This window comes from Bradyrhizobium sp. CCBAU 45321, assembly GCF_028128975.1.
Taxonomy (GTDB): Bacteria; Pseudomonadota; Alphaproteobacteria; order Rhizobiales; family Xanthobacteraceae; genus Bradyrhizobium; species Bradyrhizobium yuanmingense.
In genome coordinates this window covers 657,001-679,879 of record NZ_LFKZ01000017.1, presented here as the reverse complement: position 1 = coordinate 679,879, position 22,879 = coordinate 657,001, and the positions used below count along the sequence as shown (strand labels likewise).

Annotated in this window: 17 protein-coding genes and 1 tRNA gene; 11 read left to right on the top strand and 7 right to left on the bottom strand. The window is 64.9% G+C overall.

Annotated elements, in window-relative coordinates; all coding sequences use genetic code 11:
* Window positions 1-12: 12 nt before the first annotated feature.
* Together ACM43_RS09175 and ACM43_RS09170 are read right to left on the bottom strand one after the other, a co-directional pair.
* On the bottom strand, window positions 13-2,355 hold the full coding sequence (locus ACM43_RS09175) for a xanthine dehydrogenase family protein molybdopterin-binding subunit (protein ID WP_157287013.1): 2,343 nt from the start codon (window positions 2,353-2,355) through the stop codon (window positions 13-15).
* Between the two features lie 84 nt (window positions 2,356-2,439).
* Entirely contained in the window at window positions 2,440-2,925 is a 486-nt protein-coding gene (locus tag ACM43_RS09170; protein ID WP_225143293.1) for a (2Fe-2S)-binding protein, read from the bottom strand.
* Window positions 2,926-3,616: 691 nt separating this feature from the next.
* Here ACM43_RS09170 and ACM43_RS09165 point away from each other — a divergent pair.
* The 5 genes from ACM43_RS09165 (at window position 3,617) to ACM43_RS09145 (ending at window position 9,207) form a co-directional block, all read left to right on the top strand.
* Window positions 3,617-4,066: an SRPBCC family protein gene (locus ACM43_RS09165; RefSeq protein WP_271539771.1), complete on the top strand. Its 450-nt coding sequence runs from the start codon at window positions 3,617-3,619 to the stop codon at window positions 4,064-4,066.
* Between the two features lie 413 nt (window positions 4,067-4,479).
* Window positions 4,480-6,195 (top strand): PQQ-dependent methanol/ethanol family dehydrogenase, encoded by a 1,716-nt coding sequence (locus ACM43_RS09160; protein WP_063822491.1) that lies wholly within the window; start codon window positions 4,480-4,482, stop codon window positions 6,193-6,195.
* Between the two features lie 167 nt (window positions 6,196-6,362).
* Window positions 6,363-7,550: a c-type cytochrome gene (locus ACM43_RS09155; RefSeq protein ID WP_271539770.1), complete on the top strand. Its 1,188-nt coding sequence runs from the start codon at window positions 6,363-6,365 to the stop codon at window positions 7,548-7,550.
* 153 nt (window positions 7,551-7,703) lie between these two features.
* Window positions 7,704-8,396, top strand: coding sequence for a response regulator (locus tag ACM43_RS09150; protein WP_271539832.1), 693 nt, complete (start codon window positions 7,704-7,706; stop codon window positions 8,394-8,396).
* Between the two features lie 115 nt (window positions 8,397-8,511).
* Window positions 8,512-9,207: a response regulator gene (locus tag ACM43_RS09145; RefSeq protein ID WP_271539831.1), complete on the top strand. Its 696-nt coding sequence runs from the start codon at window positions 8,512-8,514 to the stop codon at window positions 9,205-9,207.
* Between the two features lie 141 nt (window positions 9,208-9,348).
* On the opposite strand, the gene ACM43_RS09140 is transcribed toward ACM43_RS09145, so the two are convergent.
* Window positions 9,349-10,704: a hybrid sensor histidine kinase/response regulator gene (locus ACM43_RS09140; protein WP_271539830.1), complete on the bottom strand. Its 1,356-nt coding sequence runs from the start codon at window positions 10,702-10,704 to the stop codon at window positions 9,349-9,351.
* Window positions 10,705-10,709: 5 nt separating this feature from the next.
* Complete coding sequence (locus tag ACM43_RS09135) at window positions 10,710-11,876, bottom strand: FIST N-terminal domain-containing protein (protein WP_057030254.1); 1,167 nt, start codon at window positions 11,874-11,876, stop codon at window positions 10,710-10,712.
* A 205-nt stretch (window positions 11,877-12,081) separates the two neighbouring features.
* Between ACM43_RS09135 and ACM43_RS09130 the strand changes: the two genes are divergently transcribed.
* Together ACM43_RS09130 and ACM43_RS09125 are read left to right on the top strand one after the other, a co-directional pair.
* Complete coding sequence (locus tag ACM43_RS09130; protein ID WP_271539769.1) at window positions 12,082-14,121, top strand: methyl-accepting chemotaxis protein; 2,040 nt, start codon at window positions 12,082-12,084, stop codon at window positions 14,119-14,121.
* A 159-nt stretch (window positions 14,122-14,280) separates the two neighbouring features.
* Window positions 14,281-16,329, top strand: a complete 2,049-nt coding sequence (locus ACM43_RS09125; protein WP_271539768.1) for a methyl-accepting chemotaxis protein — start codon at window positions 14,281-14,283, stop codon at window positions 16,327-16,329.
* A gap of 83 nt (window positions 16,330-16,412) precedes the next feature.
* Here ACM43_RS09125 and ACM43_RS09120 read toward each other — a convergent pair whose 3' ends face one another.
* Entirely contained in the window at window positions 16,413-16,970 is a 558-nt protein-coding gene (locus tag ACM43_RS09120) for a DUF3175 domain-containing protein (RefSeq protein WP_271539767.1), read from the bottom strand.
* Between the two features lie 4 nt (window positions 16,971-16,974).
* On the opposite strand from ACM43_RS09120, the gene ACM43_RS09115 reads away from it, so the two are divergent.
* The 3 genes from ACM43_RS09115 (at window position 16,975) to ACM43_RS09105 (ending at window position 20,994) form a co-directional block, all read left to right on the top strand.
* A complete protein-coding gene (locus tag ACM43_RS09115) occupies window positions 16,975-18,462 on the top strand; it encodes an MFS transporter (RefSeq protein WP_271539766.1) in 1,488 nt (495 codons plus the stop codon).
* A gap of 4 nt (window positions 18,463-18,466) precedes the next feature.
* On the top strand, window positions 18,467-19,288 hold the full coding sequence (gene otsB / locus ACM43_RS09110; protein WP_036016048.1) for a trehalose-phosphatase: 822 nt from the start codon (window positions 18,467-18,469) through the stop codon (window positions 19,286-19,288).
* Window positions 19,289-19,530: 242 nt separating this feature from the next.
* Entirely contained in the window at window positions 19,531-20,994 is a 1,464-nt protein-coding gene (locus ACM43_RS09105; protein ID WP_271539765.1) for a trehalose-6-phosphate synthase, read from the top strand.
* 158 nt (window positions 20,995-21,152) lie between these two features.
* Here ACM43_RS09105 and ACM43_RS09100 read toward each other — a convergent pair whose 3' ends face one another.
* Window positions 21,153-21,494, bottom strand: a complete 342-nt coding sequence (locus ACM43_RS09100; protein ID WP_271539764.1) for a hypothetical protein — start codon at window positions 21,492-21,494, stop codon at window positions 21,153-21,155.
* Window positions 21,495-21,688: 194 nt separating this feature from the next.
* Here ACM43_RS09100 and ACM43_RS09095 point away from each other — a divergent pair.
* Window positions 21,689-21,778 (top strand) — tRNA-Ser (locus tag ACM43_RS09095).
* A 23-nt stretch (window positions 21,779-21,801) separates the two neighbouring features.
* Here ACM43_RS09095 and ACM43_RS09090 read toward each other — a convergent pair.
* Complete coding sequence (locus tag ACM43_RS09090; protein ID WP_271539763.1) at window positions 21,802-22,848, bottom strand: SMI1/KNR4 family protein; 1,047 nt, start codon at window positions 22,846-22,848, stop codon at window positions 21,802-21,804.
* Between the last annotated feature and the right edge of the window lie 31 nt (window positions 22,849-22,879).

Sequence of the window (22,879 nt, the reverse complement as noted above, 5' to 3'; positions counted from 1 at the left end):
TTCGGTCCTCCCTTAAGCCGCGTGGATCGTGCGCCACACCCTGTCCGGGGTTGCGGGCATTTCCAGGTTGTTCTTGCCGATCGCATCCGTGATCGCGTTGATCACGGCCGCCGATGCGCCGATCGCGCCGGCCTCACCGCAGCCCTTGATGCCCAAGGGATTGCCCGGGCAGAGCGTCGTGGTGTGAGACAGGTTGAACGACGGCACGTCGTCGGCGCGCGGCATGGCGTAGTCCATGAACGAGGCCGTGACCGGCTGGCCGTTGGCATCATAGATCGCATGCTCGAGCAACGCCTGCCCGATGCCCTGCACAAGGCCGCCATGGACCTGGCCCTCGACGATCATCGGGTTGATCAGCCGGCCGAAATCGTCGGCCGCGACGAAGTTGACGAAGGAGGTCTTGCCGGTGCCGGGATCGACCTCGAGCTCGCAGATATAGGCGCCGGCCGGGAAGGTGAAGTTGGTCGGGTCGTAGAAGGCGCTCTCCTTCAGGCCCGGCTCCATCCCATCAGGCAGGTTGTGCGCGGTGTAGGCCGCGAGTGCGACCATCGGCAGGGCGATGGCCTTGTCGGTGCCTGTTACCTTGAACTCGCCGTTCTCGATGACGATGTCGGCCTCCGACGCCTCCAGCGCATGCGCGGCGATCTTCTTGGCCTTGGATTCCATCTTCTCCATCGCCTTCAGGATCGCGGTGAGACCGACGGCCGCCGAGCGCGACCCGTAGGTGCCCATGCCGAACTGCACCTTGTCGGTGTCGCCATGGACGATCGAGACCTGGCTGATCGGCACGCCAAGGCGTTCCGCGACGAGCTGGCAGAAGGTGGTCTCGTGACCCTGGCCGTGGCTGTGCGAGCCGGTGAGGATCTCGATGGTGCCGACAGGGTTGACGCGCACCTCGGCCGATTCCCACAGGCCGACGCCGGCGCCCAGGCTGCCGACCGCCTTCGACGGCGCGATGCCGCAGGCCTCGATGTAGCAGGACACGCCGATGCCGCGCAGCTTGCCGTCGGCTTTCGCCTTGGCCTTGCGGGCAGGGAAGCCGGCATAGTCGATCGCCTTCATCGCCGCATCGAGAGAAGCGTTGAAGTCGCCGGTGTCGTAGGCCATGATGACAGGCGTCTGGTGCGGGAACTGGGTGATGAAGTTGGTCCGGCGCAACTGGGCCGGATCGACGTTCAGCTGCCGCGCCGCCGTCTCCATCAACCGTTCGATCAGATAGCTCGCCTCGGGCCGGCCCGCGCCGCGATAGGCGTCGACCGGCGTGGTGTTGGTATAGACCCCGATCACCTCGGCATGGATCGCCGGGATGTTGTACTGGCCCGACAGCAGCGTCGCGTAGAGATAGGTCGGCACCGACGACGAGAACAGCGACATGTATGCGCCGAAATTGGCGTAGGTCTTCACCTTCAGGCCGATGATCTTGTTGTTGGCGTCAAAGGCCATCTCGGCATGGGTGATGTGATCGCGGCCATGCGCGTCGGTGAGGAAGGCTTCGGTGCGGTCGCCGGTCCACTTGACGGGACGGCCGACTTTCTTCGAGGCCCACAGCGCCACCATCTCCTCGGGATAGATGAAGATCTTGGAGCCGAAGCCGCCGCCGACGTCGGGCGCGATCACGCGCAGCTTGTGCTCGGGGGCGATGTTGTAGAACGCCGAGAGCACGAGACGCGCGACGTGCGGGTTCTGCGACGTCGTATAGAGGGTGAAGTGCTCCTCGGCGGTGTCGTAATCGGCGATCGCCGCGCGCGGCTCCATCGCATTCGGCGCGAGGCGGTTGTTGGTGACGTCGAGCTTCACCACATTGGCGGCTTTCGAGAAGGCGGCATTCACCGCGCCCTCGTCGCCGATCACCCAATCATAGACCTGGTTGCCGGGCGCCTCGGGATGAAGCTGCGGCGCGCCGGGCTTGATGGCGGCGTGCATGTCGGCGACCGCGGGGAGCTCCTCGTAGTCGACCACGACGGCTTCCGCCGCGTCGCGCGCGAGATTCTTGCTGTCGGCGATCACGACTGCGACCGCCTGCCCGACGAAGCGCACCGTCTCCGGCGCCATCGCCGGCCATGCGCCCATCTTCATCGGGCTGCCGTCCTTGGAGGTGATGGCCCAGCCGCAGATCAGGTTGCCGACCTTGTCGTCGACCAGTTGCTGTCCGGTGAGCACGGCGACCACGCCCGGCATCTTCAGCGCCGCGGACGAGTCGATCTTCTTGACCTTGGCGTGCGCGTGCGGGCTGCGGATGAAATAGGCATGGGTCATGCCCGTCAACTTGATGTCGTCGACGTAACGGCCCTTGCCGGTAATGAAACGCTTGTCTTCCTTGCGCACGACGCGTGCGCCGATGCCTTCAACACCCATGTCTGGTCCTCCCGACCGGAAATTTCCTTGATCGCGCCGTCCAACGACGGCTGCGACGGTTGTTCTTGTTTCGAGGCGCGCCGCTTACTCGGCCGCCTGCGAGACCTTCATGCGGCCGGCGGCGTCCAGCACCGCCTTGACGATGTTGTGATAGCCGGTGCAGCGACAGATATTGCCTTCGAGCTCGGTGCGGACGGTCGCCTCGTCGAGCTGTCCACCATGGCGGTGCACGATGTCGATCGCCGACATGATCATGCCCGGCGTGCAATAGCCGCACTGCAGGCCGTGATTGTCGCGGAAGGCGGCCTGCATAGGGTGCAGTTCGTCGCCCTTGGCGATGCCCTCGATCGTGGTGACGTTGGCGCCGTCGGCCTGCCCCGCCAGCATGGTGCAGGATTTCACCGCGCGGCCGTCCATGTGCACGACGCAGGCGCCACATTGGCTCGTGTCGCAGCCGACATGGGTCCCGGTCAGGTTGAGGTGATCGCGCAGGAGCTGGACCAGCAGCGTGCGGTCCTCGACATCGACAGCAACGGCCTTGCCGTTGACCGTCAGTTTGACTGTAGACACTTGAAGTCCTCCCAAAGTTATTTTGATTGGTTCTAATTAGAGACAGCGCAAACGAAACTTTGCAACTGGGTTTTTGCTGAACGCGGTCATGGAAGGGTCATCGTGGTGACGGTCGCCGATCTGCGATTCGGCCACGACGTCTCGTGCCGCCGCCATCACGTGCTGCGACATTGTGGGAGACACACGGAACGTCGCAGCTAGCATCTGCGATGGCGTGCTCGCTGCCGCCGCAATAGGCGCGTGAGCTGGTCGCGCGTGCCGTGGTCATCTCGCCGCTTGCCCTGGACCTAGGCCCGGTCGGGCGTCGTTCCTCCCTTGAATGCCGTGCTCGTTGCGCGAATAGGAGCATGCGCCCCCGCCTTTGTAATCGCGATCTTGGTAGTAGGACGAGACAGCTTAAGCCATTGATTTTGCTTACGGCGATGCAGCGAAGTGCCGCCGTCAAGCCGCGTCGGCCAGGACAGTCCACTCCGTCATTCCGGGGCCCGAGCGGAGCGAGGGAGCCCGGAATCCATCGGGTCGCAGAGTCCGCGGGGAAATGGATTCCGGGTTCGCGCCAACAGGCGCGCCCCGGAATGACATCGCGTGAATGAGAGGTCCGAAAAGCAGGACTACTACTTCCTGGCGATAGATCGCAGCCGCCCGTCCCCCTAGTCGAGCCGTACAGGCAACGGCAACAAGGGTGGAAGCGATGCAGATGAACGACAGTCAGCGGATCCCGGCGTCGAAGGCAAAGGTCTGGGCCGCGCTCAACGATCCCGAAATTCTCAGGCGCTGCATTCCCGGCTGCCAAGCGCTCGAGATGGCGTCGCCGACCGAGATGACGGCGACCGTGGTGCTGAAGGTCGGTCCGGTGAAGGCGACGTTCAGCGGCAAGGTGACGCTGACCGATATCGATGCGCCCAACTTCTATCGCATCGTCGGCGAAGGCGCCGGCGGCGTCGCCGGCTTTGCCAAGGGCGGCGCGAAGGTCAGGCTGGAGGAAGAAGCCCCTGATGTCACCATCCTGCACTACGAGGCCGACGCGCAGATCGGCGGCAAGCTCGCGCAGCTCGGCTCGCGATTGATCGACTCGACGTCGCGAAAACTCGCCGCGAGCTTCTTCGAAAGTTTTGCCGGCGTGGTAGCGCCATCATCGTGATCGATGCGCGATGCCGCCTGAATTCGGAGATGCAATTCCAGGTGCCGTAGGGTGCGCAAAGCGAAGCGTGCCCACGACTCTTCATGATCGAGAGAGGTGGTGGGCACGGCGCGCGAGAAGCGCGCCTTTGCCCACCCTACGGCAGTGAACGCTGCGGCTTCCGCTCGCGGCGCGATGCTGCCTAAGTTCGATGACGCATTTCGAACAGCAAAACAAGGGCAAGACGCAAGGCGCGACAACGAGATGAGCGGCGAAAGCCGCCGATGATTTGCACTACTACCTTCCGCCTATACTAAGCGCGAAACGGCGATGCTGTAATTTCGAACGATGGCTCGCAGGCGAACTGCGCATCACGAGCGCAGTGCGCTCAGGCGCCCAACGAGGCGTGCACAACAACATCGCGGAGGGAATACATGACCTTTGGAACGAAGGGCTTCTTGGCCGGCATCTCCATGATTGCGATGCTCGCCGCCGTTACACCGGGCGTTCGCGCCAACGATTCGGTGCTCAAGGCGCAATCCGATTCGAATCAATGGGCCGTTGCCGGCCACGATTACGGCAACACGCGCTTCAGCCCGCTCAAGCAGATCAACACCGAGAACGCCGGCAAGCTGACCCTCGCTTACTCCTTCTCGCTGGCGTCGCTGCGTTCGAACGAATCCTCGCCGATCGTCATCGGCAACACGCTCTACGTTTCGAGCTCGTGGGGTCCGAAATACGTCTATGCGCTCGATGCCGCGACGGGGCAGCGCAAATGGACTTGGGAGCCCGATATTCCCGAGGACGTGCTGCAATACGCCTGCTGCGACGTGAACAGCCGCGGCGTCTCCTATGCCGACGGCAAGATCTTCGTCGGCCGCCTCGACGGCAAGCTGACCGCGCTCGATGCCGCGACGGGCAAGTCGCTGTGGACGGCAAAGGTGGTCGACTACAAGCAGGGCTCGGTCATCACCTCGCCGCCGCTCGTCGTGCGCGACAAGGTCATCACCGGTTTCGGCGGCGGCGAATACGGCGTGCGCGGCGCGCTGCTGGCCTTCGACATCAACACCGGCAAGCAGGTGTGGCAGACCTACACCGTTCCGTCCCCCGACGAGCCCGGCGGCGATTCCTGGAAGGGCGACTCCGCCCAGCATGGCGGCGGCGCAGCCTGGCTGGTCGGTTCCTACGATCCGAAGACCGACACGGTCTATTGGGGCACCAGCAATCCGGCCCCGTGGAACACGGCGGTGCGTTCGACCGGCGACGGCAATTTCGGCAAGCTGACCAACCTCTACACCGCCTCGACGCTCGCGCTCGATCCCAACACCGGCAAGATCAAGTGGCACATCCAGACCACGCCGGCCGACGCCTGGGACTATGACGGCGTCAACGAAGCCGTGCTCGCGGATCTCAAGATCGGCGGCAGCACCGTTCCGACGCTGATGAAGGCCGACCGCAACGGCTTCTTCTTCGTCGCCAACCGTGAGACCGGTAAGGTGTTGTCGGCGGAGAAATACGTGTTCTCCAACTGGGCCAAGAAGTGGGACGTCGCCACGATGCGCGCGGTCGAGGATCCCGACAAGCGTCCCGGGCCGGGCCATCCCGCCAAGGACATCTGCCCGAACCTGATCGGCGGCAAGAACTGGCAGCCGATGTCGTTCAACCCGCAGACCGGCCTCGTCTACATCCCCTCCAACAACGTCTGCATGGACTGGTCGGTCAGCGACGTCACTTACAAGCGCGGCGTGTTCTATCTCGGCGCCGAATTCCCGACCAAGGAAGGCCCCGGCGGCTTCCTCGGCGAGCTCGTGGCCTGGGATCCGGTCGCGCAGAAGAAGGTCTGGTCGATCAAGGAAGACCTGCCCTTCAACGGCGGCACGCTGACCACCGGCGGCGGCCTCGTGTTTGCCGGCAACATCCATGGCGACTTCCGCGCCATCGATGCGAAGTCCGGCAAGGTGCTGTGGAGCAAGAATCTCGGCTCCGGCATCGGCGCAGGCCCGGTGACCTATCAGGTCGACGGCAAGCAATATGTCGCCATCGTCGTCGGCCGCACCGCTGCGCTGCCTGCGTTCCTGGGCGAGGTAGGAAAGAAGATGACGGCCGCAGCCCCCGAGGGCGGCTCGCTCTTCGTGTTCTCCGTCCAGTGACAACTCGCGCGCGTATCCTCGAGGTGACGGGATACGCGCGCGCTTTCTCCGGACTTTAGCTGCGGCATCGGCCGATGCCTGGTGCCGCCGCGCCTGGCCCAACAAGCTCCGGCGCAACAACGGCAACGCCAAGAGAAACGTCAAGCGAAACGCCAAGGGAGACGAGGATGCGTCCGAATCATTCCGCCACCGGTGCGAGCCGACATCGCGCCATCGCAGCCCTGCTCGCATGCGCCACTGCTGTGCTGATCGTTCCGGCCTCGCAGCTGCAGGCCGACGAGGCGCAGCCGTTCCGTCTCTGCGCCGATCCGACCAACCTGCCATTCTCGAGCGACAGCTCGTCGAAGCCGGGCTTCTACGTCGAGATCGGACAAGCCCTTGCGCAGGCGCTCGGCCGGCCGATCGCCTATGACTGGTACAAATCCTATTTCGGCAAGCGCACGGTGCGGGTCACGCTGCTCGGCAAGCAATGCGACGCCATGATCGGGCTGCCGCGGTCCGCAGATTTCATGGGCCCGGCCGTGATCTTCTCCGACACCTTCGCCAAGGAGGGCTATGCCCTCGTCGCCGCCAAGGAATCTGCGAGGGGCGCGGTGATCGGCGGCATCGACGGCCTCAAGGGCAAGCGCGTCGCCGTGCAGTTCGCCAGCACGCCGCAAAACCTGCTCGCCAGCCGCGACGATATCCAGAAGGTGACGGTGCTGTCGCCCGAGGAGGGCATGCAGGCGCTCGACCAGGGAAGGGCCGACGTCGCCTTCATCTGGGGACCGGTTGCCGGCTGGCTCAACAAGACCAGCTACGACGGCCGCTACCAGATCGAGCTCACCGAGGGCGAGGGCCTGTCATGGGATGCCGCCATCGGCTTTGCCAAGACCTCGACCGAGCTGCGCGACCGCGTCAATGCCGTGCTGCCGCAGCTTCAGGGCAAGATCGGCGAGCTCGCCGTGAAATACGGTTTGCCCGGCGGCGCGCCGGTTCGCTTCGGCGCGGCGCCGACGCCGGTGACGACGGGCACGGGAAGCGGAGCCGTCGCCCAGGTCGCCAATGTCGTGGCGACCGAGACCAAGGGCGATGCGGTCGCGCCGGGCCTTGAGGCCGTCGGTGCGGGCAAGGAGATCTTCAACGGAACCTGCGCGCACTGCCACGGTCCCGATGCGATCCAGAGCGAGCGCAAGATCGATCTGCGGCTGCTGCGTCACCGCTACGGCGACGAGATGCGCGAGAAATATTTGACCACCGTGCAGGAGGGACGGCCGAACAAGGGCATGCCGGCCTGGAAGGAGGTCTACACCGAGGACCAGGTCAACAGCATCTATTCCTTCCTGCTGACGGTCCAGGTCGAATCGAACGATTGAACGGTCTTGACCGAACCCGATCGGGAGGATGTGGTAGCGTTCATCCGGCGCCATCCCGGTGCCGGATTGATGCCGGATGGTTCCGCCTCTTCCGCTACGGCGGCGGATGCCCGTACGGTGCAGCATTCGGCGGTGCAGTCCTGTGAAGGCGCCATGACCAGCTTCCTGATCATCGACGATCATCCGCTGTTTCGCGAGGCCCTCGGTAATGCGGTGCGGCTGGCTCTGCCGGAGGCGCGGATCTTCGAGGCGATGTCGATCGAGGACGCCCTTCACATCCTGACGGCCGAGGAGGGCGAGGGCATCGACCTCGCGCTGCTCGACCTCCTGCTGCCCGATGCGACCGGCTTCTCCGGCTTCCTGCGCTTGCGCGAGGCCCATCCACGCCTGCCCGTCGCCATCGTGTCGAGCGAGGAGGACCAGCGCGTCGTTCGCGAGGCGCTGGAGCTTGGGGCCGCGGGTTTTCTGCCGAAGTCGCTGTCGAAGCGCGAGCTGGCGCAGTCGATCGAGGGCGTGCTGAACGGATCGGTGTCGGTGCCGAAGGATTTCGTGGCAACGTCGCAGCGACGCCGGGCCGAGGCCAGCAAGGCGCTCGAGGTCAAGCTGCGCGAGCTCACGCCGCAACAGCTTCGCGTGCTCGATCTGCTGCGGCGCGGCTATCCGAACCGGCAGATCGGCCAGGAGCTTCAGCTCGCCGAATCCACGGTGAAGGCGCATATCACCGAAATTCTGCGCAAGCTCGGCCTGTTCAGCCGCAACAAGGCGATCATCGAGATCGGCAAGGTGGACCTGCCGGATCCCAAGGCCCGGCCTTATGCGCGGGCCGACCGCGGGCGGCCGCAATGACGCGCAATATCCTGCTTGATTTGGATCAAGCCGGTCTGGTCCGGCTGCGACATTCTCGTTTCGGCGTCGAACCCTTCGATCATCTGGCCAATCAACCGAGAATGGCTCACGCGTGATGCGATTTCTGATCGTCGAAGACCATCCGTTGTTTCGCGAAGCCTTGGAGGGCGCGCTCCAGATGGCGGCGCCGGCGGCCGAGATCCTTCAGGCGACGTCGATCGACGGTGCGCTCGAGCAGGCCGCGGTGGCTGCCGAGCTCGACCTCATCCTGCTCGATCTGTCGATGCCGGGCACCACGGGCCTTTCCGGCATCATCCGCATCCGCAAGGCCTTTCCCAGGATTCCCGTCGTCATCGTGTCCGGGCATCAGGATCCGCAGATCATAGCCGGCGCCTTGTCGCTCGGCGTCTCCGGCTACATCCTGAAATCGTCCTCCAAGCAGGAGCTGGCGCAGTCGATCGGCGAGGTGCTGCGCGGTGCGGTCTGTGTCCCGGCCGCCTATCGCGGGCTCGTCCGCCCGCAACGCGCCGCCGGCCCGGCGCAGGATCTGCTGAAACGCCTGCACGAGCTGACGCCGCAGCAATTGCGCGTGCTCGAAATGCTCAAGCGCGGCCTGCAGAACAAGCAGATCGCCTTCGAGCTGAACATCTCCGAGACCACGGTGAAGGTCCACGTCTCCGACATCCTGCGCAAGCTCAACGTGCTCAGCCGCACCAAGGCCATCGTCGAAATGTCCCGGATCGATTTCGCGACCTTGGCCGGCGAGGGGACTCCGGGGCGGCGCGAGCATGCCCCGCCGGATCAGCAGTGATTTTTATTTGCCGCTTTTTGGCCATGCGGGGCGCGTCACGGCCGGCAGGTAACTCATTGAATGTCAAAGCCATAGCATGCTGTAAGATGCTACCGGTACTGTGCATGGGGTTGTTTTACGACTTGATGTGCGCCGCGCGCTTCAGCTCAGCAGGAACGACAGCAGCGCCCGCATCTCGGCCGGCTTGATCGGCTTCTTCAGCACTTCGAGGCCCTGGAGGCTCGCCTGCTTCGCCGCCTGTTCGGAATAATCGGCGGTGATGATCATGGCGGGGGTGTCGAGCTTCAAATGCTCCCGCACCTCGGTGATGGCCGACAGGCCGCTTTCGCCGTGATCGAGATGGAGGTCCGCGATCACGACATCGGGCGCGCCGCCGAGCTCGCTGAGGCGCACGAGCGCGTCCGCACCCGATCGCGTCGTCGCAACGTCGCAGCCCCATCCCTCCAGCAGCGCGGCCATCGCCTCCGAGCCGTTCGGATCGTTCTCGATCAGCAGGATCTTGGCGCCTTCGAGCCCGCTGTAATCGTAGTGCCGCGCGGCGGGCGCGACCTCCTGCACCTCGTCGGCGACCTCGGCGAGGTCGGCCGGCTCCAGCTCCAGGGTGAAGGTCGATCCCCTGCCGAGCTGTGACGACAGCCGCACCTCGTGCCCGAGCTCGCTGGCGAAGCGTCGGACGATGGAAAGGCCGAGCCCGAAGCCGGCCTGGTCGGCCGCATTGGCATCGCCGCGCTGGAATTCGCGGAAGATCGCCTCCTGCTGCGCCTGCGCGATCCCGGGTCCGGTGTCGGAGACCTGGACGCAGATCTGCCCGCCGCGCGGCCGGCATCCCATCACGACGCCGCCGCTGCGGGTATAGCGAATGGCATTGGCGAGCAGGTTCTGCAGGATCCGCCGCAGCATCATCGCATCCGACATCACCGCGAGCCGAGAGGGGCGGATGCGCAAGGACAGGCCTTGCCGCGCGGCGATCGGCTCGAACTCGTTGCGGAGCTGCTCGAATAGCGGCGCCAGCGCGATCGCGCGCACGTCGGGCTTGAGCGCGCCGGAATCGAGCTTGGCGATCTCCAGCAGCGAGCGCAGCAGGTCCTCCAGCATCACCAGCGAGCGGCTCGCCTGGTCGATCAGCACGCCCGCTTCCTGCGACTCCATCATCTCCGTCAGCGCGGACAGGGTCAGGCGCGCCGCGTTGAGCGGCTGCAACAGATCGTGGGTGACCGAGATCAGCACCGAGGATTTCAGCGAGCTTGCCGCCTCCGCCTGCTGCTTGGCGCGGTAGAGCCCCTCATTGGCGCGCTCGACCGAATGCAGCGCCTCGCGCAATTGGTGCGTCCGGTCGCGAACCTTGTGGTCGAGCGCAATGGCGGTTTCGAACAATGAAAAGGCGTTGAGCTGCTGGTCCATCGAGCGCTCGACGCGCGACATCAGCGCGGCATTGATCTTCCTCAGCTTGGCGGCCTCGCGCCTGAGCTGGTCGACTGCATCGGGGCCCTGCCACATGTCCGTCACGACGGGCGCCTTCCGATCGCGACTCCCGTGAAGGTCTGGTTCACATGCATGGAGCCGAACTGCTCGCCGTAGGTGTGAAAGCCGACCACGCGGTTCTGCCGGTACAGTTCTGACATATCGCGGGCGAGCTGATGCTGCTCGGCATCGAGCCGGCGGAGCAGGCATTCGAAGCCGATATAGAGCGAGACGTCTCCGATCTGGTCGCGGATGTCGGCGAAGGTCTCGCGGGCCGCGCCGACCAGGCTTCGCGAGGTCGCAGCGGTCAGCACCATGCCCTCGTCGATGGCGCAGAAGAAATGCAAGGAGCCGTCCGGCTCGACGCGCTGGATCGAGCGCGCGTAATAGGCGCCGCCGACGCGCACCAGGACCGGATGCGAGGCGAAGGAGAACGGATCGAGCTTGGCGTCCATGATGCCGACCACGCGCGAATATTCCTGCGCAGCCGGCTCTGCGTTCAGCTCCCGGACCATGCGGTTTTCGATGTCGGCCTCGGTCACTACCATCTTCTGCGCCTGCGGCTCGAAATTGTCGCACTTGAAGACGCGGAACGGCAACGAGGTGTTCAGCAGGATCAAGAGGGCGGCATTGCTGTGTGCCTTGCCGTCGAAGAACACGAACGTCTTCTCGAAGCGCAGCCCGTCGCCCGCCGATCCGCCGACGACCGGAATATCGTCCAGCGATGCATAGATCGCGGACATCACCGCTTCTTCGCGGCGACACAGGCCGTCGATCAGGACCAGGCCGAAGGGACTGCCGCGCTCGACCTGCGGCGTGGCCCGCAACAGCTCGTGCCGGAGCTCGCCCCCGATCCTGCGGCCGTCCTCGACGCGGAAGCTGTCGAGGTTGAAGATGGGCCGCACCACCGCGGAGAAGTCGGCGCGGCTGAACGCCAGCGCCACGACGCTGTTCTCGTCCCAGCCGTCAGGAGCAAGCTCGCCCGCGGTGGTACAGCCGCAGACTTGGGTGTCGTCGAATTGGCGGCTGATCTCGGCGATGAAGCGATCGGGGTCGTAGCTGGGGGAGACGAACACGAGGATCAGCGCCAGCCCGTCGGACGGGAGCTGGGCGGCCAGCTCGGCCACGGCGTCATCGACGCTCGCGGCCTTCGACTTGGCCACGGCAACGCCAGACGCACCGCCAAACCGAAAATCGGTTTGCCCCACTCCGTTTCTCCCTGAAGGCTCGGTCTGATGCCAAGTGCCTGATAATTATCGAGAGTAGGGCGTTTTCCGGTGAGCCGCAACACGGCAGCCGCTCCCCGCAAGCCCGGACGGATTTACCACCCCTTGAGGATTCTGCCCTAATTTTCCGCAACGTTCGGAAAGGGCTGCTTCCGGACCGCAGAATCACATGAGCTGGGGGTTGGGAATGTCCGGGCGTACCGCGTCGCCGTCGAAGCGTGCACTATTTCCGACCTTCAAGTTCCGCGCAAAGATCATCCTCGGCTTCGCCGCCGTGCTGGTGATCTCCGCCGGCAGCATGGCGTTTTCCTATTTCGGCTTCGAGCGGGTCGCCGCCGGGGTCGGATCCTACCGCAGCAGCGTGACGGAGGCCGATCTCGCGCGTAACATCGATCGCGAGCTGCTCGCCTATCGTTCGGCCGTCAGATATTTCGTCGTCACCGGCAAGGAAGATGACGCCAAGGCGGCGCTCGATGCCGAGGCCAGCCTGAAGAATGCCATCGACCAGGCCGTCAAGAGCGCCAAGCAGCCGCCGCGGCAGGAAAGCCTCGGCAAGCTCGCCAAGGAGTTTTCCAACTTCTCCGCCACGTTCGGCAAGGTGCTCCAGGCCAAGCGCGACAGCGCGCTGCTGGTGCAGAACCAGCTCCAGCGCCAAGCCAATCTTCTGAAGTACAAGCTCGACGACATCGGCAACAACGCCTCCGACGCCGAAGCGCAGGCGATCGAGTTCGGCACCAAGCAGGTCAACGCCCAATTCCAGACCGCAAGCGCTGCAGCCACCCAGTTCGTGCTGACGTCCGATCAGGCGATCGCGAACAGCGCCCTGGCGCGGCTGAAATTCGTCGAGAACTCGCTGGGCGCGGTCTATTCCATGGACGACAAGATTGTCGCCGGCCTGAAGGAGGCCAAGTCCATCCTCGGCGCCTATCGCGAGGCGCTGGAGAAGCTGATCGCCAACGCCAAGCTGGTCGATGACCTCGTCACGGAGATGGGCGGCTCGGCCGGCGCAATCCAGCAAGGCGCCACCGCCATGAAGGCGGACCTCGTCGCCGAGCAGCAGCGGCTGGATTCGGAGTCGGCGGCGACCATCGGGCAGACTGAGCAGCTGGTGCTGATGCTGGCCGTCGGCGGCACGCTGCTAGGCGCGGTCCTCGCCTTCCTGCTTGGCACCGGCATTTCGCGGCCGATGATCGCGATGTGCAAGGCGATGCGCGAGCTCGCCTCGGGCAATTTCGACGTCGTGCTGCCGGGTCTTGGCCGCAAGGACGAGATCGGCGAGATGGCCAGCGCGGTCGAGGAGTTCAAGATCCAGGCCGTTGCAAAGGCCGAGCGCGACGCCGCCGCCAGCGAAGTGCAGAACCGCGAGCAGGCCGCAAGCCGCCGCGCCGAGCTGATCCGCTTTGCCGACGATTTCGAGAACGCGGTGGGTGCCATCGTCTCCAACGTCTCGGCCTCGGCCGTGCAGCTGGAATCGGCCGCCTCGACGCTGACCCGCACCGCCGAGACCACGCAGAGCCTGTCGAGCCAGGTCGCCGGCGTCTCCGAGCAGGCCTCCTCCAACATGCAGTCGGTCGCGACCGCGACCGAAGAGCTGTCGGCCTCGGTCGAGGAGATCGGCCGCCAGGTGCGCGATTCCAGCCGCATCGCAGAGGCTGCCGTGATGCAGGCCAAGGAAACCGACGGCCGCATCGGCAAGCTCTCGCATGCCGCCCAGCAGATCGGCGAGGTGGTCAAGCTGATCACCGCCATTGCCGAGCAGACCAATCTGCTCGCGCTGAACGCCACCATCGAGGCCGCCCGCGCCGGTGAAGCCGGCCGCGGCTTCGCGGTGGTTGCGAGCGAGGTGAAATCGCTGGCGAGCCAGACCGCGAAGGCGACCGACGAGATCTCCTCGCACATCACGGGCATGCAGGGCGCCACCGCCGAATCGGTTGCCGCGATCAAGGAGATCGGCGCGACGATCGGCCAGATCTCGTCGATCTCGACCTCGATCGCGAGCGCGGTGGAGCAGCAGGGCGCCGCCACCCAGGAGATCGCCCGCAGCGTCCAGACCGTCGCCCAGGGCACCCAGACCGCGGCCACCGATATCGGCGAGGTCAACCGCGGCGCCGCCGAGACCGGCTCGGCCTCCGAAGAGGTGCTGAACTCGGCCAAGACGCTGTCGAGCGAAAGCACCCGCCTTCGCGCCGAGCTCGACCGCTTCATGGCGAACATCAGGGCGGCGTAGTAGAGCGCACCTTAACAAATCCCTACGTCACCTAACCGCCAGTTGCGGCGCCACAAGTTTACCGCAGCTTATCCTTTGCCGGTTACCGTGCACACGAGTCGGGAAGCGGGCTGCTTCCCGGCTGCGCCTGGTTTTCCGCGAATGGAATGGGGTGGGGGAATGTCGGTCACGTCCAAATCGAGCCAATCGAAGTCGCGCCAATCGAAGCTGCCAACGCTGCGTTTTCGCGCAAAAATCATCCTCGGCTTCGTGGCGGTGCTCGCCATCCTCGCCGTCAGCATGGCGTTCGCGTATTTCGGCTTCGAGCGGATCGCAGGCGCTGTGGCCTCCTACCGCACCAGCGTAGCGGAAGCCGATATGGCGCGGACGGTCGATCGCGAGCTGATCGCCTATCAGGGGCTGGCACGGGCCTATACCCTGACCGGCGCGGCCGATGACGAGACCGCAGCCAAGGCCGCTGAAGGAAATCTGAAGAGCGCGATCGCCAAGTCGATGGCCGCCACCACGGGCGCGCCTCGCCGCGAGCAGGTCGGCAAGCTCGAGGCCGAGTTCCAGAGCTTTACGAAAGTCTTCAGCGAGATCATCACGCTGACGCGCGAGAACAACAAGATCGCGGCCGACGAGCTCAACAGTGTCGGTAACAAGATCCGCTTCAAATTCGACGATCTCGCCGACACCGCGGCCCTGGCGGGCCTCAACTCGGTGCAGACCACGGCCAAGGACATCACCTCGCAATATCTGGCGGTCTCGACCTCGGTCAGCGCTTTCGTCGCCAAGCCGGAGCCGAAGACCGCCGACGGCGTGATCGCCCGCATCAAGTTCCTCGAGACGCTGCTGGTCTCCGTCTACGCGAACGACCAGAAGATCACCGATCGCGTCAAGGAGATCGGCGATCTCTTGAAGCAGTACCGCACCTCGTTCGCAAAGCTGACCGAGAACGTGAAGGTCATCGTCAAGCTGAACGGCGAGATGACCAAGACGGCGGCCACCATCCTCAAGCTCTCGGCCGAGCTGCGTTCGGATCTCACCGCGGACCAGCAACGCATCGAGGCGAGCGCCAATGCGACGATCGTAGAGACCCAGCAGCTGATGCTGATGATGGCGCTCGGCGGGCTGGCCATCGGCGTCGTGCTGGCCTTGTGGCTCGGCAACGGCATCTCGCGGCCGATGATCGCGATGTGCAAGGCGATGCGGGAGCTGGCCTCGGGCAATTTCGACGTCGTGCTGCCGGGTCTTGGCCGCAAGGACGAGATCGGCGAGATGGCCAGCGCGGTCGAGGAGTTCAAGATCCAGGCCGTTGCAAAGGCCGAGCGCGATGCCGCCGCCAGCGAAGTGCAGAACCGCGAGCAGGCCGCAAGCCGCCGCGCCGAGCTGATCCGCTTTGCTGACGATTTCGAGAACGCGGTGGGTGCCATCGTCTCCAACGTCTCGGCCTCGGCCGTGCAGCTGGAATCGGCCGCCTCGACGCTGACCCGCACCGCCGAGACCACGCAGAGCCTGTCGAGCCAGGTCGCCGGCGTCTCCGAGCAGGCCTCCTCCAACATGCAGTCGGTCGCGACCGCGACCGAAGAGCTGTCGGCCTCGGTCGAGGAGATCGGCCGCCAGGTGCGCGATTCCAGCCGCATCGCAGAGGCTGCCGTGATGCAGGCCAAGGAGACCGACGGCCGCATCGGCAAGCTCTCGCATGCCGCCCAGCAGATCGGCGAGGTGGTCAAGCTGATCACCGCCATCGCCGAGCAGACCAATCTGCTCGCGCTGAACGCCACCATCGAGGCCGCCCGCGCGGGTGAAGCCGGCCGCGGCTTCGCGGTGGTTGCGAGCGAGGTGAAGTCGCTGGCGAGCCAGACCGCGAAGGCGACCGACGAGATCTCCTCGCACATCACAGGCATGCAGGGCGCCACCGCCGAATCGGTTGCCGCGATCAAGGAGATCGGCGCGACGATCGGCCAGATCTCGTCGATCTCGACCTCGATCGCGAGCGCGGTGGAGCAGCAGGGCGCCGCCACCCAGGAGATCGCCCGCAGCGTCCAGACCGTCGCCCAGGGCACCCAGACCGCGGCCACCGATATCGGCGAGGTCAACCGCGGCGCCGCCGAGACCGGCTCGGCCTCCGAAGAGGTGCTGAACTCGGCCAAGACGCTGTCGAGCGAAAGCACCCGCCTTCGCGCCGAGCTCGACCGCTTCATGGCGAATATCCGCGCGGCGTAGGTTCGCTGCTCCTGTAGCTCGCGGCCCCGAAGGGCCGCGCTATCGCCTTACACTCCGCTGTCCGGAACGACAGCGGAGTGAGTTCATTCCCTTCCGAACGCCCGCTTCAGCTCGACCTTCGCGCGCTCCAGTCGCGTGCGCTGCGTCTTGGGCAGCGTCTTGCCGGCGCGGTTGATGTAGAAGGTCAGCATCGACAGCGCCGAGCGATAGGCGCCAGTCTTGCGTCGCGAGCTGTGCTCGGCCGAGCGCTTCAGCGAGGCCGCAATCCTCTTCGCGCTGGTCAGCTTGAACACCCCTTGCTTGAGGTCGAGCGCATCGCTCTCCTCCGTCACGCGCTGCGACCAGCGCCTTGTGGCGCGTTTGGTGCTCTTGTGCGCGGTCCCGCTCCGCCGGGTGTTTGCCTTGCGTGCCGTCTTGCGCGGCTGCTGTTTCGAGAATGTGTCGTCTTTCTGACCTGAGCCATGCGCCAACTCCTTGCGGGTCCAGCGGAAACGAGCGGTGCTCGCTGGCGTTCCACCGGGAACCCGGCCCCCTCGCAAACGTTGTCGCAGGTGGCAGGCAGAATGCCGCACCCCGATGATCGGATCGACCCCGTCCACGTCATGTGAGCCGGGGCCGCTTCCATTGATCAGACGCAACAATCCGATGGAACTGCAGCAGAGCCCAGCGCTGAACTATGCACCCGTAGTCCCGGCGGCGGCCGTGACCGACCGCATCGTCGAGACCAGCATTCCCTCGCGGCTCGATGCGCTGCCGTGGAGCGGTTTTCACACCCGCGTCGTGCTCGCGCTGGGCATCACCTGGATTCTCGACGGCCTCGAGGTGACGCTTGCGGGTGCGCTCTCCGGTGCGCTGAAGCAAAGCCCATCGATGCAGTTCTCCAATCTCGATCTCGGCATCGCCAACTCCGCCTACCTCGCGGGCGCCGTGCTCGGTGCGCTCGGCTTCGGCTGGCTGACCGACCGTATCGGCCGCAAGAAGCTGTTCTTCATCACGCTGGCGCTCTACCTCTCGGCAACGGCCGCAACCGCGCTGTCGTGGGATGTCGCGAGCTACGCGCTGTTCCGCTTTCTCACCGGCGCCGGCATCGGCGGCGAGTACACAGCGATCAACTCGACGATCCAGGAGCTGGTGCCCGCACGCTATCGCGGTTGGACCGATCTCGTGATCAACGGCAGCTTCTGGATCGGGGCTGCGATGGGCGCGGTCGCCGCCATCGTGCTGCTCGATCCCGCAGTATTCGCTCCCGATCACGGCTGGCGCCTGGCCTATTTGATCGGCGCCGCCCTCGGCCTCGGCGTGCTCTTGATGCGGATGTGGATCCCGGAAAGTCCGCGCTGGCTGATGATTCATGGCCGTCCCGACGAGGCCCATGCCATCGTCGGCGGGATCGAGCGGTCGGTGATCGGGCACGACCAGGATACGAGCGACGGACGCTTCACCAGGATCCGCCTGAAGATGCGCGATCACACGCCGATCGCCGAGGTGGTCCACACCTTGTTTTCGGTCTATCGCCAGCGCGCATTGGTCGGCCTCGTGCTGATGAGCGCGCAGGCGTTCTTCTACAACGCCATCTTCTTCACCTTCGCGCTGGTGCTGACCGATTTCTACGGCATCAAGGCCGACCACGTCGGCTGGTACTTGCTGCCGTTCGCGGCCGGCAATTTCCTCGGGCCGCTGCTGCTCGGCCGCCTGTTCGATACGCTGGGACGCCGCACCATGATCACGTTCACCTACGCCGCGTCGGGCCTGTTGCTGGCGCTTTCTGGCTATCTGTTCTCGATCGGCGTGCTGAGCGCGCAGGGGCAGACCATCGCCTGGATGGTGATCTTCTTCTTCGCATCGCCCGCCGCGAGCGCGGCCTATCTCACCGTCAGCGAGACCTTTCCCCTCGAGGTTCGCGCGCTGGCGATCGCGGTGTTCTATGCGGTCGGCACCGGCATCGGCGGCGTGATAGGGCCGGCGCTGTTCGGCGCGCTGATCGACACGGGATCGCGCACCAGCGTGTTCGCCGGCTATCTGCTGGGGGCCGTCCTGATGATCGCGGCTGCGATCGTGGCGTGGCGCTATGCCGTCGCCGCCGAGCGCAAATCGCTCGAACACATCGCGCGGCCGCTCGCCTTTATGGAGTAGACTGATGAAATCGGAACTTGCGGAAATGGCGTTGGACCAGAAGCTCACCATACCAGATGACGACGAGACGCCGGAAACGGTGCCGGTGCCGCATGCGTTGGTGCCGCATCTCGATGAAATCGCCATTCTGCTCGACATCGATGGCACGCTGCTTGAGCTGATGCCGACGCCGCGGGAGGTGTGGGTGCCGCCGGGCCTGTCGGAAACGCTGAAAGCTTTGACCGAGCGCACCTCTGGGGCGCTGGCGCTTGTCAGCGGCCGCTCGCTCAACGACATCGACCTGATCTTCGCGCCCGACGTGTTCCGCGCCGTCGCCGGCCATGGCGCGGAGATGCGGCTGGCGGTGGACAGTGAAGCGGATGCCCTGCACGCGCCGCCGCTCGACAAGGAGCTGAAGCGGCGCCTCGCCGCCATCGCCAAGCTCAGCCCCGGAATCCTGCTCGAGGACAAGGGCTATTCGCTCGCGCTGCATTACCGCCTGGCGCCGCATGCGGAGAAGGCGATCTACGAATCCGTCTCGCTGATCCGCGCCGATCTGCCCAATGCGCCGATCGAGGTGCTGCCGGGCAAGTTCGTCTGCGAGATCAAGCATTCCGGATTCACCAAGGCGAGCGGCGTGCGCGAGTTGATGAAGCGCGCGCCGTTCAAAGGACGTCGTCCGCTGTTCATCGGTGACGACGTCACCGATGAGACCGTGTTCGCCATCATGCCCGACATGGACGGGCTGGCGTTCTCGGTCGGCCGCCGCGCCATGGGCGTGAATGGCCATTTCGATGCGCCGGCGGATGTGCGTGCGTTCCTTGCGCACCTGCTCGATCCCAGGTGAAACCAAGGCAGCGTCATCTCGCAGACACAAAGGCTCCCATCGCAGCGCCATTGCGCGCTGCGATGCATGCTGCGCAACCGGACCGGAATCGCTGTCTTTGCAACGAAATGACTGGGTTCCGCCCGCGAAACCAGTTCCAACGCGCACGCCCGATTTTGGTTTCAATTGGTTGAAACGATGATGAGGAACCATATTGATGAACGGCAGTTAAATGGGGCGGAATGAACAGGAGGGGACGACCTGTGAACTTGATCGTCGTTTCAAATCGCGTCGCCCGCGGCAAACCCAACGAACCGATGACGGGCGGCCTTGCGGCGGCATTGCTTCCCGTGGTGGAACATTCTGGTGCGATCTGGGTCGGTTCCTCCGGCCGGGTGCGTGATGGCCATCAGAAGGAGCCGTTCGCCGAGATCGAGGCGCTCGGGACAGGCGCGATTGCGACGCTGGATCTGCCGGCGGCCCATTACGGCGGATACTACGAAGGCTTTGCCAATTCGGCGCTGTGGCCGGCGCTGCATTCGCGCAGCGACCTGATCCGCGTCTCGCGCGAGGACTATGTCAGCTATCGCGAGGTCAACGCCTTCATGGCGCGCGCCTTGATGCGTTTCCGCAAAGCCCGGACTGCGTTCTGGGTTCAGGACTATCATTTCCTCGCGCTCGGTGCCGAACTGCGCGAGCTCGGCGTCGATGATCCCATCGGCTTCTTCCTGCATACGCCGTGGCCCGTCACTGCTGTGATGCAGGGCGTGCCCAACCATCGCGAGCTGATCACCGCGATGCTGGCCTATGATCTGCTCGGCTTCCAGACCGAGGAAGATCGGCAGAACTTCCTCGGCTATGTCGGCGGCGAGCTCGGCCTCACCATCGAGGACGGGGTCGTGGTCTCGCAGCATGGGCGCACGCGCTGTGAAGTGTTCCCGATCGGCATCGATGCGGAGAAGTTCGCCGCCTATGCGGCGAAGTCGGCCTCGCATCCGGATGTGTCGCGCCTGCGCCGCAGCCTCAACGGCGAGCGCCTCGCGATCGGCGTCGACCGGCTCGACTATTCCAAGGGTCTCGTCAACCGCATCAGCGCATTCGACCGGCTCTGGACCGAGCAGCCGCAATTTGCTCGCAGCATCTCGCTGCTCCAGATCGCCAATCCCTCGCGCGGCGGCATCGAGGCCTATGGCAATCTCCAGAACGAGGTCGCGCGCCTCGTCACCGACGTCAACGGCCGCCACGGCGAGGTCGACTGGACGCCGATCCGCTATTTGAACAAAGGCTTCAGCCAGGCCGTGCTCGCCGGTCTCTACCGCACCGCGCAGGTCGGTGTGGTGACGCCGCTGCACGACGGCATGAACCTCGTCGCCAAGGAATACGTCGCCGCGCAAAACCCCGCCGATCCCGGCGTGCTGGTGCTGTCGAAGTTCGCCGGCGCCGCCAACGAGCTCGACGCTGCGCTGCTGGTCAATCCGCACGATATCGACGGCATGGCCCGCGCGGTCGCGGTCGCGGCATCCATGCCGCTCACCGAGCGCAAGATGCGCTGGGACGCGATGATGAAGAAGCTGCGCGGCCACACCATCCAGCAATGGTCCGCCGATTTCGTCGCCGAGCTCGAGAAGTGCCGCACCGAGAAGGCCGCCGTGGCGCCGCTCGCGGCCCAGCCGCCGCAGGCGCTGCGCTGGTTGAAGTCGGCGATCTCAGGCGTGCGGTTGATCTAGTTCATCTCCCTCTCCCCGTTCTTACGGGGAGAGAGTTGGGGTGAGGGGCTCTCTCCATACCTGATATCTATCGAGAGACCTGTACCCCCTCACCCGGATTGCATCTACGATGCAATCCGACCTCTCCCCGCAAGCGGGCAGAGGTGAAAAACGACCCCTCAATAGCAATACGACACGCCGTCCAGGATCGCGCATTGCCGCTTGTTCGGCGCGTTCGGATCGTCCAGCGGCACCACGCCCTTGCCCTGACCGACAAACACGCCGGTCCCGACATGCACCGAGCTCTTGTTGCCGATGATCACACTCTGATGCGGCGTCGAGCTGGAGCGCGTTCCGTCCGGCCAGAGGATGGCATCGCCCGAAAGCACCCCGCGCCGGCCGTCGTCGCAGCTGACGTCGACCCCCTGCCAGGTGCAGACCTGTGCCAGGGCCGGCGCGGCAAGGGCGGAGCCGAGGGTCGAAATCAGGCCAAGGGCGGCGATGGTGTTGCGGATGGTCATGGCGTCCCCGGTCGTGTGTGGCGGCTTGCCGTGAATCGTCGCGCCAGAGCCGCCCGCGGTTCAGCCCCGCGGCCGCTCCAGTTACCCGTGGAGCCGGATATTGTGCTGTAAATACAATAAGTTGCGGAAAAATCGCCCGATATCTCCGCGATCCCTTGCAAAATCGTCGGCGCCCCTTCAAGAGAGGGCGCTCCGGAGAGATGGCCGAGTGGCTTAAGGCGCACGCTTGGAAAGCGTGTGTGCGGGAAACCGTACCGTGGGTTCGAATCCCACTCTCTCCGCCACCCGCTCAATCAATCGCGCCGGCTTATTTGCCTTCGGGGCCAGCAATCGTCGCCAAGCGTCCGAGCAGGGCCGCCTCGGCCCCGGAAGTCAGACGGTAGCCTTCCGCCATCTCGACGATGTCGCCGCGGGCGACGCATCCGTCCCACCAGTCCCTCACAAAGCCCTCGGCGTACCCGCGCGTGTTGAAGTCGTAAGGTTCGGTGACAAGGTCGAAAGCGATCATCAGCTCGAAACAAGGCGAGTCGTAGGAGGTGCCGGTCTCGGGACGGCCCAAGAAAGTTTCGAAGGATCTGGCCGTACAAAGGCTCGAATAAAGCCAGAACATCAGCCCATACATGAGGTGCGACCGCTCGTCGTCGTGCAGGGCAAAGAAACCTTTCTCGTCCACGATCTGGCGGGCCAAGCTGCGCAACATTCGCTCGCCGTGCGGCAGACGGTCGCCGACGGCGGCCAAGGCTCGCACCACGATTGGCGATAACGTTCCCCGCTCGACGGTCGCGATCGCAGCGGCCCGATCCTCCTCAGCAGTGTCGTACTCGGACTCCTCGACCAAGCCGCGAATGAAGGTCTCGAAGTCTGGCGCGACGACGACGATACGGTAGTCATCCTCCTGGTCGACGTACACGACCTGCGGCTCGCCCCGCTTTCCGCAGGTCCGGTAGTCCAGCATGATCAGTTCGTGGCCGCCGGCCGGCGTGTCGGCGATTCCGACGCCAATCGGCGGGTAGCCCCATTCCTCGATCATGAACTTGGCGCCAAACTTCCCGGCGAGTGAATATGTGGACGTACGGCCAAGAGCGAAGAGCCCCTCGATAGCCACGTGGTCCTCCGCCCAGCCTGTACGCTCCTTCATTGGATGGCAGTTGCGCTTGACCATTCCGCCATTGTGGCGCCGTGCGAGGTCGACATAGGCCGCCGGCAGGCGGTACCCACCGATTTCATGCTCAATGGAGGCGATCAGCTCGTCGGTCGGCGGAGGCTCGACATAGTTCTCCAGGGAATACGGACAGTCGTCCCAGAAGCCTTCGAAGTCGAAGTCGTCAAAGAGCCGTTTCGTCGCCATCTTCATTCCCTCGTCATGTTACGAGGCGTGTCTAAGC

Bases quoted from the DNA above. Each gene is read 5' to 3' on its own strand.
- ACM43_RS09175 (WP_157287013.1), bottom strand. From the start codon at position 2,355: ATGGGTGTTGAAGGCATCGGCGCACGCGTCGTGCGCAAGGAAGACAAG.
- ACM43_RS09165 (WP_271539771.1), top strand. From the start codon at position 3,617: ATGCAGATGAACGACAGTCAGCGGATCCCGGCGTCGAAGGCAAAGGTC.
- ACM43_RS09160 (WP_063822491.1), top strand. From the start codon at position 4,480: ATGACCTTTGGAACGAAGGGCTTCTTGGCCGGCATCTCCATGATTGCG.
- ACM43_RS09155 (WP_271539770.1), top strand. From the start codon at position 6,363: ATGCGTCCGAATCATTCCGCCACCGGTGCGAGCCGACATCGCGCCATC.
- ACM43_RS09150 (WP_271539832.1), top strand. From the start codon at position 7,704: ATGACCAGCTTCCTGATCATCGACGATCATCCGCTGTTTCGCGAGGCC.
- ACM43_RS09145 (WP_271539831.1), top strand. From the start codon at position 8,512: ATGCGATTTCTGATCGTCGAAGACCATCCGTTGTTTCGCGAAGCCTTG.
- ACM43_RS09140 (WP_271539830.1), bottom strand. From the start codon at position 10,704: ATGTGGCAGGGCCCCGATGCAGTCGACCAGCTCAGGCGCGAGGCCGCC.
- ACM43_RS09130 (WP_271539769.1), top strand. From the start codon at position 12,082: ATGTCCGGGCGTACCGCGTCGCCGTCGAAGCGTGCACTATTTCCGACC.
- ACM43_RS09125 (WP_271539768.1), top strand. From the start codon at position 14,281: ATGTCGGTCACGTCCAAATCGAGCCAATCGAAGTCGCGCCAATCGAAG.
- ACM43_RS09115 (WP_271539766.1), top strand. From the start codon at position 16,975: ATGGAACTGCAGCAGAGCCCAGCGCTGAACTATGCACCCGTAGTCCCG.
- otsB (WP_036016048.1), top strand. From the start codon at position 18,467: ATGAAATCGGAACTTGCGGAAATGGCGTTGGACCAGAAGCTCACCATA.
- ACM43_RS09100 (WP_271539764.1), bottom strand. From the start codon at position 21,494: ATGACCATCCGCAACACCATCGCCGCCCTTGGCCTGATTTCGACCCTC.
- ACM43_RS09090 (WP_271539763.1), bottom strand. From the start codon at position 22,848: ATGAAGATGGCGACGAAACGGCTCTTTGACGACTTCGACTTCGAAGGC.